The 13,767-nt window shown below is 59.6% G+C and carries 14 protein-coding genes; 7 read left to right on the top strand and 7 right to left on the bottom strand.

The window, feature by feature from the left end; translation table 11 throughout:
• Position 1 precedes the first annotated feature (1 nt).
• Genes astB through astC form a run of 4 tightly spaced genes read right to left on the bottom strand, consistent with a single transcriptional unit; the run spans position 2 to position 5,049 of the window.
• Positions 2–1,327: an N-succinylarginine dihydrolase gene (astB, locus tag E3U32_RS18515; RefSeq protein ID WP_134349943.1), complete on the bottom strand. Its 1,326-nt coding sequence runs from the start codon at positions 1,325–1,327 to the stop codon at positions 2–4.
• Positions 1,314–2,801: a succinylglutamate-semialdehyde dehydrogenase gene (astD, locus tag E3U32_RS18510; RefSeq protein ID WP_134349942.1), complete on the bottom strand. Its 1,488-nt coding sequence runs from the start codon at positions 2,799–2,801 to the stop codon at positions 1,314–1,316. Before astD ends, astB begins: the two co-directional genes overlap by 14 nt.
• Entirely contained in the window at positions 2,798–3,832 is a 1,035-nt protein-coding gene (gene astA / locus E3U32_RS18505) for an arginine N-succinyltransferase (protein ID WP_134349941.1), read from the bottom strand. Before astA ends, astD begins: the two co-directional genes overlap by 4 nt.
• A complete protein-coding gene (gene astC / locus E3U32_RS18500) occupies positions 3,829–5,049 on the bottom strand; it encodes a succinylornithine/acetylornithine transaminase (RefSeq protein WP_134349940.1) in 1,221 nt (406 codons plus the stop codon). Before astC ends, astA begins: the two co-directional genes overlap by 4 nt.
• A 433-nt stretch (positions 5,050–5,482) precedes the next feature.
• Here astC and xthA point away from each other — a divergent pair, with 433 nt between their 5' ends.
• The 6 genes from xthA (at position 5,483) to E3U32_RS18470 (ending at position 11,658) form a co-directional block, all read left to right on the top strand.
• Positions 5,483–6,289: an exodeoxyribonuclease III gene (gene xthA, locus E3U32_RS18495; RefSeq protein ID WP_134349939.1), complete on the top strand. Its 807-nt coding sequence runs from the start codon at positions 5,483–5,485 to the stop codon at positions 6,287–6,289.
• A 6-nt stretch (positions 6,290–6,295) separates the two neighbouring features.
• A complete protein-coding gene (locus tag E3U32_RS18490; RefSeq protein WP_134349938.1) occupies positions 6,296–6,979 on the top strand; it encodes a TVP38/TMEM64 family protein in 684 nt (227 codons plus the stop codon).
• Between the two features lie 15 nt (positions 6,980–6,994).
• Positions 6,995–8,155 (top strand): ABC transporter substrate-binding protein, encoded by a 1,161-nt coding sequence (locus E3U32_RS18485; protein WP_435659354.1) that lies wholly within the window; start codon positions 6,995–6,997, stop codon positions 8,153–8,155.
• Positions 8,128–9,657 (top strand): thiamine ABC transporter permease, encoded by a 1,530-nt coding sequence (locus E3U32_RS18480; RefSeq protein ID WP_134349936.1) that lies wholly within the window; start codon positions 8,128–8,130, stop codon positions 9,655–9,657. The genes E3U32_RS18485 and E3U32_RS18480 overlap by 28 nt, the downstream gene beginning before the upstream one ends.
• Positions 9,657–10,277: an ATP-binding cassette domain-containing protein gene (locus E3U32_RS18475; RefSeq protein WP_134349935.1), complete on the top strand. Its 621-nt coding sequence runs from the start codon at positions 9,657–9,659 to the stop codon at positions 10,275–10,277. Before E3U32_RS18480 ends, E3U32_RS18475 begins: the two co-directional genes overlap by 1 nt.
• Positions 10,278–10,350: 73 nt before the next feature.
• On the top strand, positions 10,351–11,658 hold the full coding sequence (locus E3U32_RS18470) for a sulfurtransferase (protein ID WP_134349934.1): 1,308 nt from the start codon (positions 10,351–10,353) through the stop codon (positions 11,656–11,658).
• On the opposite strand, the gene E3U32_RS18465 is transcribed toward E3U32_RS18470, so the two are convergent.
• Both E3U32_RS18465 and E3U32_RS18460 read right to left on the bottom strand, forming a co-directional pair.
• The gene (locus E3U32_RS18465; RefSeq protein ID WP_134349933.1) at positions 11,655–12,272 is read right to left on the bottom strand and encodes a CDP-alcohol phosphatidyltransferase family protein; all 618 of its coding nucleotides are present in this window, start codon (positions 12,270–12,272) and stop codon (positions 11,655–11,657) included. The genes E3U32_RS18470 and E3U32_RS18465 overlap by 4 nt on opposite strands.
• Positions 12,265–12,834, bottom strand: coding sequence for a carboxymuconolactone decarboxylase family protein (locus E3U32_RS18460; RefSeq protein ID WP_134349932.1), 570 nt, complete (start codon positions 12,832–12,834; stop codon positions 12,265–12,267). The genes E3U32_RS18465 and E3U32_RS18460 overlap by 8 nt, the downstream gene beginning before the upstream one ends.
• 75 nt (positions 12,835–12,909) lie before the next feature.
• Here E3U32_RS18460 and E3U32_RS18455 point away from each other — a divergent pair, with 75 nt between their 5' ends.
• Positions 12,910–13,326 carry a pyrimidine (deoxy)nucleoside triphosphate diphosphatase gene (locus tag E3U32_RS18455; RefSeq protein WP_134349931.1) on the top strand — a complete coding sequence of 139 codons (417 nt, stop codon included), beginning with the start codon at positions 12,910–12,912 and terminating at the stop codon, positions 13,324–13,326.
• Here E3U32_RS18455 and E3U32_RS18450 read toward each other — a convergent pair.
• Positions 13,286–13,564, bottom strand: a complete 279-nt coding sequence (locus E3U32_RS18450) for a YnjH family protein (protein WP_134349930.1) — start codon at positions 13,562–13,564, stop codon at positions 13,286–13,288. The two genes, E3U32_RS18455 and E3U32_RS18450, sit on opposite strands and share 41 nt — an antisense overlap.
• Positions 13,565–13,767 lie beyond the last annotated feature (203 nt).

Here is a 13,767-nt window from a genome sequence, read left to right as displayed (position 1 = left end):
CTTAGCGCTGGAACGGATAAACCGATCCCAGCTGCAGGATTGATGTTAACGCGTCCAGCGCCTCGCGCCCTTCGCGCAGCAGCTGCGGGTCGACCAGGTCAGCCTGCGTTAGCCGGTCGCGATAGTAGCGTTCGACCCAGTCATTCAGCCGCGTAAAGAGCGTATCGTTCATCATGACCGCCGGGTTCACCGCCTGCATTTCGTCCTGGGTTAATACCACGCGCAGGCGTAAACAGGCTGGACCACCGCCGTTGGCCATGCTTTCACGCAGGTCAAACACGCGCAGCTCGTCAATCGGGTTATCGGCCTTTACCATCTCCGTCAGGTATCGCCACACTCCGTTATGATCCCGGGACTCTTGCGGCAGGACCAGCATCATGCTGCCGTCATCGCGGCTCAGCAACTGGCTATTGAACAGATACGTTTCGACCGCATCCTGCACGCTGACCGCCTGCGTTGGCACCTGAATCGGCATAAATCCAGGCACGCGTTCACGCAGCGTGGCAAGCAGCGTATCCTGATGGGCAAACGCCTGCTCGTGGCAGAACAGCACCTGGCGGTTAGAGACGGCAATCACGTCGTTATGGAACACGCCCTGGTCGATCACCTGCGGGTTCTGCTGGGCAAAAATTACCTGTGAAGGATTAACCTGATTCAGGCGGGCGACCGCCTGGCTGGCCGCCAGCGTCTGGCGCGCGGGATAGCGAACAGGGGCGGAATGACCACCCTCCTCGCGCCCGTAGATAAACAGCTGCACGCCAGGATCGCCGTAATCGCCCCCCAGACGGTTATGGTTGGCGGCACCTTCGTCGCCAAACATCGCCACCTGCGGCAGGGCCTGATGCACCTCAAAATGGGCGTCATGCTTGAAAATGGCGCGCAGCACGCGCTCGGTGGTTTCCGCTTCGGTGGCGCGGTGGAATTTGTTATTCAGGTTCGCCACCGTCAGATGGACTTTGCCATCCAGGGTATCGGCTGACGGTGCGACGGTCGCGGCGTTTGCGACCCACATCGAGGAGGCGGAGCTTGCCGCAGAGAGAAGGTGCGGCGTCTGCGTACCCGCTTTTTCGACCACCTGCTCATCGCTGCCGGTGAAGCCGAGCTGGCGTAACACCGCCACGTTCGGGCGTTCCTGCGGCGGAATAACCGCCTGCGGGAAACCGGCATCCGCCAGCGCCTTCATTTTTAGCAGCCCCTGCTTCGCCGCCAGCTTCGGGTTTGAGACCTGAAAGCGGTGCTTCGTCGAGGCTTCATTACCAAAGGAGAGACCGGCATAGTGGTGCGTCAGCCCCACCAGCCCGTCAAAGTTAACTTCACGCGCTTTCATGACGATCCCCTCCGGTAAAATCCAGCCCCGGGTTGAGCGTTTCCGGCAGCGTCAGCGCCGGGGTTTCCAGGCTCGCCATCGGCCATGCACAGTAATCCGCAGCATACCACGCGCTGGCGCGATGGTTGCCCGACGCGCCCACGCCGCCGAATGGCGCGGTACTCGCCGCACCCGTAAGCGGTTTGTTCCAATTCACAATCCCGGCGCGCGCTTCCAGCAGCAGTTGTTCAAACTTCTCGCGATGCGGCGAAATCAGCCCGCTCGACAGGCCGTAGCGGGTGTTATTGGCCATTGCAATGGCCGCATCAAAATCGTCGTAGCGCCAGACGCACAGCAGCGGGCCAAAGACCTCTTCATCCGGCACGTTGCTCGCCCCGCTCATTTCAACGATGCCCGGCGTCAGCAGCGAGGTACCCGGCTGAACCTGCTTCGGCTCGAGTAAGGTTTTCGCGCCGCGCGCGACGTGGTCCTGCCAGGCCTTCAGCACGTTCAGCGCGGCCTGCTCGGAAACCAGCCCACCGATAAACGGCTGCGGGTCGGCATCCCACGCGGCTGGCACCAGACGCGCGCTCACCTCTACCAGACGTTTCAGGAAAGCATCCCCCTGCACGCCCCGCTTCACCAGCAAACGGCGGGCGCAGGTGCAGCGCTGTCCGGCGGTAATAAAGGCGGACTGAATCGTCAGGTGCACCGCGGCGTCGATATCATCAGGGTCTTCCACAATCAGCGGGTTATTGCCGCCCATCTCCAGCGCCAGAATTTTCTCCGGCTGTCCCGCCAGCTGGCGATGCAAGTGATAGCCCGTACCGGCGCTGCCGGTGAACAACAGACCGTCGATATCGCTCAGCGCGCTCAGCGCCTGACCGGTTTCACGACCACCCTGCACCAGATTCAGCACGCCCGGCGGCAGGCCAGCCTGTTCCCACAGCTTAACCACCGCCTCGCCGGTGAGCGGCGTTAACTCACTCGGTTTGAAAATAACGGTATTGCCCGCCAGCAGCGCGGGCACAATATGGCCATTCGGCAGATGCCCCGGGAAGTTGTACGGACCAAACACCGCCAGTACGCCGTGCGGGCGGTGGCGCAGCGTGGCCGCGCCGTCCGGCATGTCGGTGTGCTGTTCGCCGGTGCGGGTGTGGTACGCCTTCACCGAAATGGCGATTTTATTGATCATCGCCGTCACTTCCGTTGCCGCTTCCCAGCGCGGCTTGCTGGTTTCAGACGCGATGATGCGCGTCAGTTCGGCTTTGTTCGCTTCCAGCAGCCCGGCAAATTTTTCAACCATTGCCTGGCGCACGGCGAAAGGCTGTTTTGCCCACGCCGGAAACGCGCGGCGAGCGGCATGACAGGCCTGTTCTACCTGCGCGGCGCTGGCGTCGTTCCCCTTCCAGAGCACCTCTTTACCTACCGGATTGGTCTTTACGCGCTGTTCGCCTTCGCCCGTGACCCAGTCACCGTTAATCCATAATGTCATGCTGTTTTCTCCTCAGGGCAGAGACGCACCAGGCGAACCTTATCGCCGGCGTTACATTTCAGGGCATCCAGCTCCGCAGCCGTCAGCACCAGACGTTCACATTTCGGGTTGGTCCGCACCAGCATGGCGCGGAAGTTGGTGTAATTTTCGTTCGACACAAGGCATGCCGGCCAGTCACCCGGCGCGGGCTGGCCTTCAGAGACCTCAACCAGCCGGCTTTTACGGATTGCGCGTACGCGGTCGATATCGCATTCAAGCGTAGGCCCACCGTCAAAGATGTCGACATAGTTACGGTAGCGGAAGCCCTCTTTCTCCAGCACCGCGCGGGCAGGCGCGGTTTGCGGATGAACTTCGCCGATCACCGCCTGCGCTTCCGGCGTTAAGAAATGGGTATAGATAGGATGCTTTGGCATCAGCTCCGCGATAAACGCTTTCTGACCGGTACCGCACAGGTAGTCCGCCCGGCTGAACTCCATTGAGAAGAAGCGCTCGCCCAGGCTCTCCCAGAACGGTGAGTATCCGGTGTCGTCGATCACGCCGCGCATCTCTGCGACCACTTTTTCGTTAAAGCGATCGCGGAAGGCAGCCATAAACATAAAGCGCGATTTGGAAAGCAGATAGCCGTTGCCCTCTTTGCGCCACGCCGGGTCGAGGAACAGCGTGCAGAGCTCGCTGGCGCCCGTGTGGTCGTTACAGAGAAACAGCGTAGGCAGCGCGTTATAGACGTTCAGTTCTTTCGAGGCATGAACCATGGTGCCGACGCGGTAGTTGTACCACGGGTCGTTAAGCCCAACGGCCACTTCAATGGCGCAGATCCCGGCCACGGTCCCCGTGTCGGTGTCTTCCAGCACGAACACATACCCCTGTTCGCTTTTTGGCAACGTCCCCTGCCAGGTTTGCAGGGCGCGCTCAATGCGCGCCGACAGCGTTTTTTCATCGGCAGGAAGCGAGGTCAGCCCGCCTCCCGTCTTACCGGCAAGCTGCATGAGCCCGGCGATATCGCCGCGCTCAACGGGACGGATGACCATCATGATGACACCCCGGACTTCACCTGTTCACACGCCAGCGCAAAACGATCCAGACCGGTTTGCACCTCTTCCTCGCTGACAATCAGCGCAGGAGCAAAACGCACCACGTTGGCACCGGCAATCAGTACCATCACGCCCATTTTTGCCGCTTCCTGTGAAATAAGTTTAGCTTTTCCAGCAAACTCAGAGGTGAGTTCACAGCCAATTAACAGCCCCAGCCCGCGAATTTCTTTAAACATCCCCGTTTTGCTGTTGATGGCATTCAGGCGTTCAACGAACCAGTCGTGACGTTGTTTAACGCCTTTCAACACCTCAGGCGTGTTAATGATGTCGAGAACCTGTCCGGCAACGGCGGTTGCCAGCGGGTTGCCGCCGTAGGTGGTGCCATGGGTGCCCACGGTCATCACGCTGGCGAATTTATCGGTGGTCAGCATCGCCCCAATCGGGAAGCCACCGCCCAGCGCTTTTGCGGTAGAGAGAACGTCCGGCGTGACGCCGTAATGCATATAGGCATACAGCTCGCCGGTGCGGCCCACGCCGGTCTGCACTTCGTCGAAAATCAATACCGCGTCGTGACGGTCGCACAGCTCGCGCAGCCCCTGCAGGAAGGCTTTTTGCGCCGGTAGAACGCCGCCCTCGCCCTGCATCGGCTCTACGATCACCGCGCAGGTGGTGTCGTTAATCAGCTCGCTGGCGGACTGCAGATCGTTATAGATGCCGTGGCGAATATCCGGCGGCAGCGGTGCGAAATCCTGCGAGTAGGAAGGCTGGCCGCCCGCGCTGACGGTAAAGAGCGTGCGCCCGTGAAACGCATTTTTAAACGCCACGATGCCGCTCTTGTGGGTACCAAATTTATCGTGCGCATATTTGCGCGCCAGCTTCAGCGCCGCTTCGTTGGCTTCTGCCCCCGAGTTACAGAAAAAGACTTTTTCAGCAAACGTCGCGTCGATCAGCTTTTTGGCCAGACGCAGCGCAGGCTCGTTGGTGAAGCCGTTGCCGGTATGCCAGAACTTCGCCGCCTGGTCGTTCAGCGCCTGACGCAGCGCCGGGTGTGCATGACCCAGCGCATTCACCGCAATCCCACCTGCAAAGTCGATATACTCTTTACCCTGCTGATCCCACAGGCGCGAGCCTTCCCCACGAACCGGAATAAAAGCCGCCGGAGCGTAAACCGGCATCATCCATTCATCGAAATTTTCACGCGTAATTGACAGAGACATAGCGACCTCATCCGGTAAATAAAAAGTTATTTGAATGTTAAATAATTGAGTGTTTGCACTGTGAATGTATATTGCAGCCTTCGTGCCAGCCAGCGATAAAAATGCATAAACGGGTTGGAGCATCAGAATATCAATGAGTTACAATATGGAGTTATTCACTGTTAGTGCATAAAAAGTGAATATTTTTACGACAAGCGGCGCTTTGCCGCATGAAAATCAGAAAGAGTATGCACGAGCCAAATATAATTCTGGAATTGTGATCGCTCGCGAAATTTATCGGTCATTTACGCCCTGTTTGGGGGCGAAGCGCGTCAGAATGGTGCAAATATTGCACCACTGGCATTATCTGTCGCAGTTATTGGTGGATCCCCGTAACAGTTGTCGCAAATTCTGCTACCATCCTTGCACTATTCACCTTGCACTGGCAGCGACTATGAAATTTGTCTCTTTTAATATCAACGGCCTGCGTGCCCGCCCTCATCAGCTTGAAGCTATCGTTGAGCAACATCAGCCAGATGTGATCGGCCTGCAGGAGACCAAGGTTCACGACGACATGTTCCCCCTCGAAGAGGTGGCGAAACTTGGTTACAACGTCTTTTATCACGGTCAGAAAGGACACTATGGCGTCGCGCTGCTCACCAAAGCGCCGCCGGTTTCCGTGCGTCGCGGCTTCCCCGGCGACGGTGAAGAGGCGCAGCGTCGCATCATCATGGCGGAAGTGCCTTCTGCGCTTGGAAATATCACGGTCATTAACGGCTATTTCCCGCAGGGTGAGAGCCGCGATCACGAGACAAAATTCCCGGCCAAAGCGAAGTTTTATCAGGATCTGCAGGACTACCTGACAACCGAACTCAAAAAAGAGAATCCGGTGCTGATTATGGGCGACATGAATATTAGCCCGACGGATCTGGATATCGGTATTGGCGAAGAGAACCGCAAGCGCTGGTTACGTACCGGCAAATGCTCCTTCCTGCCGGAAGAGCGTGAGTGGATGGAGCGCCTGCTGGGCTGGGGCCTGGTGGATACGTTCCGCAATGCCAACCCGGAAACGCAGGACCGCTTCTCGTGGTTTGACTACCGCTCAAAAGGCTTTGACGACAACCGTGGCCTGCGTATCGATCTCCTGCTGGCCAGTTCACCGCTGGCGGAACGCTGCATTGAAACCGGGATCGACTACGATGTCCGCAGCATGGAAAAACCGTCTGACCACGCGCCGGTGTGGGCTAAATTCAAGCTGTAATGACGCGTGAACAGTCGAAAAATCGCATTCCTGTGCGCCCTTCTGGGCGCATTTGTTCTGACGTTTGTCGTGCTTCCCCCGGGCACACTCTCCCTGGAAGGGATTAAAACTCACCAACAGGCGTTACTCTCCCATGTTGACCACGAACCGCTACGAAGCGCGCTGATCTTTTTTGCGCTCTATGTGCTGGTCTCCGCCCTGTCGATACCCGGCGCGGCAATCTTGACCCTGCTGGGCGGTGCGCTGTTTAGCCTGTGGGAAGGCACCGTGCTGGTCTCGTTTGCCTCGACGCTCGGGGCCACGCTTGCGATGCTCGCCAGCCGTTATCTGCTGCGAGACTGGGTCCAGCGCCGCTTTGCTCAGCAGATGAAAACGGTGAATGCCGGCATAGCGCATGACGGCGCGGGCTATCTTTTTGCCCTGCGCCTGATGCCGCTGTTCCCGTTTTTTCTGGTGAATTTGCTGATGGGTCTGACCCGCATTGGAGTCTGTCGCTACTGGTGGGTTAGCCAGGTCGCCATGCTGCCGGCCACGGTTATCTTTCTGAACGCCGGACGCGAGCTGGGAAACGTGTCATCGCTCCGCGATATTTTGTCGCCGGGCATGCTATTCGCCTTTACACTATTGGGGTTATTACCGCTGGCTAGCCGATGGCTGTTTTCCCGTTTCACCTCTTCGTTCAAAAAGTGAGGCATTATGCGCCGTGTGCGTTTTTGCGCGTTTCTGACTGGTCTGCTGCTGACCGCCCCCCTCTGTGCCGCCGACAGCTGGCACGCTATCCAACAACAGGCCAAAGGCCAGACCGTCTGGTTTAACGCCTGGGGCGGCGATCCGGCGGTCAACCGCTATCTGGAGTGGGTCAGCGGTGAGATGCAAACACACTACGCCATTACCCTCAAAATCGTCCCGCTGGCGGACGCTGGCGATGCGGTAAAACGGATCCAGACGGAAGCCGCCGCAGGGCGTAAGACGAACGGCTCAGTCGACCTGCTGTGGGTTAACGGGGAAAACTTCCGCACGTTAAAAGAGGCTAACCTGCTGCAGACCGGGTGGGCACAGAGGTTGCCAAACTGGCGCTATGTCGATACCCGCAAACCCGTAACGGAAGATTTTGCCATTCCAACCGACGGCGCGGAATCGCCGTGGGGCAGCGCGCAGCTGACCTTTATCGGCCGTAAATCCAGCATGCCGACGCCGCCGGAGGATCCTCAGGCGCTGCTGGCCTACGCGCAGCAGCACCCGGGCAAGGTCAGCTATCCTCGCCCACCCGATTTTACCGGCACGGCATTTCTCGAGCAGCTGCTTCTGACGCTCACCGCTCACCCGCAGGCGCTGGAAAAGGCACCCGATAACAGCTTTGCCCAGGTGACGTCGCCGCTCTGGGATTACCTCGACAAACTCCACCCGCTGCTGTGGCGAGAAGGCAAAGACTTTCCGCCGTCACCTGCACGCATGGATAACTTGCTTGCCAGCGGTAGTCTGAACCTGTCGCTGACCTTCAACCCTGCGCATGCGCAGCAAAAAGTCGCCCGCGGCGAACTGCCCGCCGACAGCTACAGCTTTGGTTTTCACGGCGGAACGATTGGCAACGTCCATTTTGTGGCGATTCCGGCGAATGCCAGCGCGAGCGCAGGGGCAAAGGTGGTCGCCAATTTCCTGCTTTCACCGCAGGCGCAAATCCGCAAAGCCGACCCGGCCGTCTGGGGAGATCCGAGCGTGCTGGATGCAAACGCATTGCCAGAAGGTGAAGCGAAACAGCTGCTGGCCCACACGCCACAGGGCCTGCCGAAGGTGCTTGCAGAGCCGCAGTCCGCCTGGGTAAACGCGCTGGAGCAGGAATGGCTGCGTCGTTACGGCACCCGCTAAGCGGGCTTGTCTGGCTGGCGATGGCGGTTATCTATCTGCCGCTCCTGCCCGCCGGTGCAATGCTGTTAGCACCGGCGTTTTCTGTGACAAACTGGCAGCTGCTGCTCAACGACCCGCAGCTGCCTCAGGCAACCGTCGCCACGCTGGTATCAGCGCTCATTGCCACGCTGGGTGCCTTGCTGATTGCCCTTATCCTCGTCAGCCTTTTCTGGCCCGGCAAACGCTGGCGACGCCTCACTACGCGCCTGCCGTGGCTGTTGGCGATCCCGCACGTGGCGTTCGCCACCAGCGCGTTACTGCTGTTTGCCGAGGGCGGTTTGTTTTATCAGGTCTGTACCGTCTGTACGGCTCCATTTGACCGCTACGGCGCCGGACTGGGTGTGACGCTTGCCGTCAAAGAGAGCGCGTTTGTGCTGTGGGCCATTTACGCCGTGCTGCCGGAAAAACGGCTCGCGCAGCAAAAGATCGTCCTGCAGACCTTCGGTTACGGACGGTTTCAGATACTTAACTGGCTGATCCTGCCGACGATCGCCCCGGTCCTCGGGGCGGTGATGCTGGCGGTACTGGCGTGGTCGCTGTCGGTGGTGGATGTGGCGATCGTTCTCGGCCCCGGAAACCCGCCAACCCTGGCCGTGCTGGCCTGGCAGTGGCTGAGCCAGGGCGACGCGCAGCAGCAGGTAAAAGGGACGCTGCTGTGCCTGCTTCTCCTTCTGCTGCTGGCCGCCCTTGCCGCCCTGGGGTACGGCCTCTGGAAAACCTGGCGTCGCAGGGTTCCTGACCTCACCGGAACACGCCGCAGGTCTCAGCGCGTTCTGCCTGAACGTGCATTAAGCGGCTTTCTGCCCGCATGCGGCATACTGTGCGCTGCGGTTCTGCTCATGCTGGCGCAGCGAGACGATATCGGGCCCGTGGGTTCCAGCCTTTCCTTCGGCCTGCTGTCGAGCCTGATTGCCCTGGTCATCAGTTTTCTCTGGCTGGAATGGGGGCCACAGCGCGGCGCAGCGTGGGTGTGGTTACCGCTTGCCCTTCCGGCACTGCCGCTCGTCACCGGCCAGTACGCGATTGCGTTGCGCCTGGGGCTCGACGGGCACTTTGCCGCCGTGCTCTGGAGCCATCTGCTGTGGGTATTACCGTGGATGCTGCTGGTGCTGCAGCCCGCCTGGCGCCGGATCGATCCCCGGCTTATCCTTACCGCCAGAACGCTCGGCTGGCGACGGGCAAAAATCTTCTGCCTGCTGAAATGCCCTTTGCTGTTGCGCCCTGCACTGCTGGCCTTTGCCATCGGTTTTTCAGTCAGCATGGCGCAATACATGCCGACCCTGTGGCTGGGCGCGGGGCGTTTCGCCACGCTGACCACCGAGACCGTCGCGCTCAGCAGCGGGGGAAGCATCCCGGTTCTGGCTAACCGGGCGCTGGGGTTACTGCTGGTTACGGGGGCAGTGTTTGGCCTTGCCGCACTGCTATCACGGCTCGCGGGCCGCTACCGACAAGGATTACGTTAATGCTGAAGGTAAAAGATCTCACCATCGAACCGCTTTTCCGCGAGGTCAATTTTTGCGTGCCCCGCGGAGAGATTATCACCCTGATGGGCACCTCCGGCAGCGGGAAATCGACCCTTTTTGCCTGGATGGTCGGCGCACTGTCGGACGATTTTCAGGCGCGGGGCGAACTGTGGCTCGATGCGCGTCGCTGCGACGGCCTTCCCGTGGAATCTCGCGGGCTGGGCATTCTCTTTCAGGACGCGCTGCTGTTTGACCCTTTCAGCGTCGGGCAAAATTTGCTGCTGGCGTTGCCTGAGCGGATCGTCGGACACGCGCGTCGGGAAGCGGTCGAGCAGGCGCTGGATTCCGCCGGGCTGGGCGACCGTTACGCCAGCGATCCGGCCACCCTCTCCGGCGGGGAGCGCGCCCGGGTCAGCCTGCTGCGCGCCCTGCTCGCTGAGCCGCAGGCGCTGCTGTTGGATGAACCGTTCAGCCGCCTCGATAAAGCGTTACGGGCGTCATTTCGGGCATGGGTATTTGACGCCGTCCGCGAACGCGATATCCCGGTGGTGCTGGTCACGCACGATGAGGACGATATTCCGCCCGGAGGCGAGCGGATTGAGATTTCTCGCTGGCAATAATGTGCTAACGCAATGTTTTCCGTTTCGGGAGAGACGACAATGCCCCCCTCTTTTATTGACGTCAGGTTATTCGATGAAACGTGTTTCTCAACTGACCGCGCTGGCCCTGCTCTGCGGCCTCGCCTCTTTTTCCTCTCTGGCGGCTGATATGCCCAACGCGATGACGCTGTCTCAGCTTCAGGCACAGCACGGCATGCCTGTCGACACCCGCGCCAGCGCGTTCTATAACGGCTGGCTGCAAACGCTCAGCGGCCCCTCCGGACATGAACCCGCCGCACTCAACCTGGCAGCGGCCTGGCTGGACGCGATGAGCGACGAGCAGATTGCGCTCTGGGCCAAACAGCATCAGCTTACGCCTGCGACAGCCATTGCGCTGTACGGTGACGAGAGCGATAACCAGGCGGTGAAAGCGCGTCTGGAGAAGGCCGGATACCGCCATGTTTCGCTTCTCAGCGATGCCCTGCAGACGCCCGACCGCCTTCAGCGCCTGCCTCATTTTGAACAGCTCGTCTACCCGCAGTGGATCCACCGCCTCCAGCAGGGTAAACCCGTGACCGCCGCGCCGGCGGGTGACTGGAAAGTGATTGAGGCCGCCTGGGGCGCACCGAAGTTTTACCTGCTGAATCACATTCCCGGCGCGGGCTACATCGACACCAACGAGGTGGAAAGCGAGCCGCTGTGGAATAAAGTCTCCGACGACAAGCTAAAAGCGATGCTGGCGAAGCACGGGATCCGTCACGACACTACCGTCATCTTGTATGGCCGCGACGTTTACGCCGCCGCGCGCGTGGCGCAGATTATGCTGTATGCAGGCGTGAAGGATGTCCGTATTCTCGATGGCGGCTGGAAGGCGTGGTCGGATGCAGGCCTGCCGGTTGAGCGCGGTACGCCCGCGAAAGTCACACCGGCCCCTGATTTTGGCGCGCCGATCCCCGGCCAGCCGCAACTGATGGTCGATATGGAGCAGGCGCGCGGGATGCTGCACCGCCAGGATGCCTCCCTGGTCAGCATTCGCTCGTGGCCGGAATTCATCGGCGAAACCAGCGGCTACAGCTACATCAAGCCAAAAGGTGAAATTGCCGGTGCCCGCTGGGGCCACGCAGGCAGTGATGCCACCCACATGGAGGATTTCCATAACCCGGATGGCACCATGCGCAGCGCTGACGATATCGCCGCCCAGTGGAAGCGCTGGAATATTCGACCGGAACAGCACGTCGCGTTTTACTGCGGCACCGGGTGGCGGGCGTCAGAAACCTTTATGTACGCCCGGGCGATGGGCTGGAAGAATGTCGCCGTCTATGACGGCGGCTGGTACGAATGGAGCAGTCACCCGCAGAACCCGGTCAGCACCGGCGAGCGCGGGCCAGAGAGTGCTCTCTAAGGGTTGAGGGACTTCAGCGTCACATAACCGCTCCAGATGCGCGTTGTGGTGGTCAGCCAGCACAGCGCGCCGAATACCCACGCAAACAGCGCAAAGTGTGCCGGGAAAAGGCAGCACAGCACAAACAGCGCGATGGTCTCTGTCCCTTCCGTTAACCCACCGATGTAATAAAACGATTTGTGCGCATAACCGGGGTTGTCAATGTCGTGCTTCGCGGCCAGCGCCGCAAAGGCCAGAAAACTGCTGCCGGTGCCGATAAACGCAAACAGCAGCCAGGCGGCGGCCAGTGAATTCTCTGCAGGAGCAGCCAGCGCAAAGCCAAACGGTACGAGGGCGTAGAATAAAAAATCGAGCGCGATATCGAGAAATCCCCCCGCATCCGTCAGCCCTCTCCGGCGCGCCAGTGCACCGTCCAGACCATCCAGTAAACGGTTGAGCACGATGGCGGCAAGCGCGGCCGGATACCAGCCAAGAGCCAGAAACGGCAGCGTCAGCACGCCGATGGCAAACCCGGACAGGGTTAATCCGTCGGGCGTGATGCCCGGCTTATCCAGCAGGGACACCAGACGATTCAGGGCCGGTTTTATGCGCGGGTGCAGGTGGCGATCAAGCATGGGGAGTCTCGTTAAACGTGGCGCACAGCCCCTGAGCCGGAATGTCCAGGGCGGCATTAAAGCGGGCAGAGAGATTCTGAAACGCAATGAGCGCCGTCATCTCGGTAATGGCATCATCCGTAAAGTGGCGTTTCAGCGCCGTTCTGATTGCCTCATCCGCCCGAGGAGGCGTGGCGGTCACCGCCTCGGCGTAGGCCAGCGCCGCGCGCTCTTGCTCAGTGAATAAAGCTGAATCATGCCAGTTCCCCACGGCCTGGACTTTATCCAGCGCACCGCAGCGCTCGGCCAGCCGCAGGCTGTTGGCATCAACACAGAATGCGCAGTGACAGAGTTGCGACACCCGCGTCATGAGCAGCGAACGCAGCACGGGCGTCAGGCGCGCGTGACGACGCTCCAGAAATCCGACAAACAACGCCACCAGCCAGAAAAGACGCGGCATGCGCCCCCACCAGCGCGTGGGGTTAAGCACGGCGCCAAAATGTTTTTTCTGCATGGCGGCAATCGGTTTTAAACTCGCCGGAAGGGTTGGGATGGGCTCGACCCAGGTGGACGTCTCTTTCACCGGATTCTCCTGATGGCTGGACTCTGACAAAGGGCACGATAATATGGTGTTTTACGTTATCAAGTATTGACGCCCATGCTAAAAACAATTGATGTCGTTGCGGCCATCATCGAAAAAGACGACAAAATTTTACTGGCGCAGCGCCCTGCCCACGCTGACCAGCCCGGGATGTGGGAATTCGCAGGTGGAAAAGTGGAAGCCGGAGAGACGCAGCCCGAGGCGCTTGTTCGCGAACTGTGGGAAGAACTCGGCATTCAGGCCTGGCCGGGGCAGTACGTGGCGAGCCACCAGCGGGAAGTCTCGCAGCGGGTAATCAACCTTCATGCCTGGCACGTTCCTGCTTTTAGCGGCGAGCTCGCGGCGCACTACCACAGCGCGCTGGTGTGGTGTACGCCTGAAGAGGCGTTTGGCTACGCCTTAGCCCCAGCGGATATTCCGCTACTGGAAGCGTTTATTGTTTTACGCGACGCCAGACCAGCGGGTTCGTGCTGATGGTGCGTTCATCGCGCTGGCACTGCAACAGGACACCATCCGCTTTCACCACGGCCCCTTCCGAGTAGTTCTGATTCTGATAGATGCAGCACTGATTGCAGGGCTGCACCGTTTGATTCTGGCCGCTGGAGCTAAAAACCTCCGGCGGTATATTCACTTCCACATCCGGGCGAATGCGGTCAGCCTGAGCGCCTGCGGTCAACATTAAAGCTAACGTGGCCATCACGTAACGGTTCATAGACTTACCTTCCTGTTTTGTCCTGATAATGACTATAACGGTAAATCGCGCAGAACCTTTAATTTAACGCGCCATCGCTTTTGGTTATGACTCAGCCCGGGTCATTAATTTCCCTTTCGGCATAAATTTCTGCTTGCTTCACAAAGCGGTACGGGTGGTATAGTCAAAAAAACAACACAAATCGCCTACGTCATATACAAACA

Origin of the sequence: Lelliottia nimipressuralis (assembly GCF_004402045.1) — a bacterium.
Lineage (GTDB): Bacteria > Pseudomonadota > Gammaproteobacteria > Enterobacterales > Enterobacteriaceae > Enterobacter > Enterobacter chinensis.
Note: the sequence above shows the minus strand (reverse complement) of the source record. Positions and strands in the feature narration are given on the sequence as shown.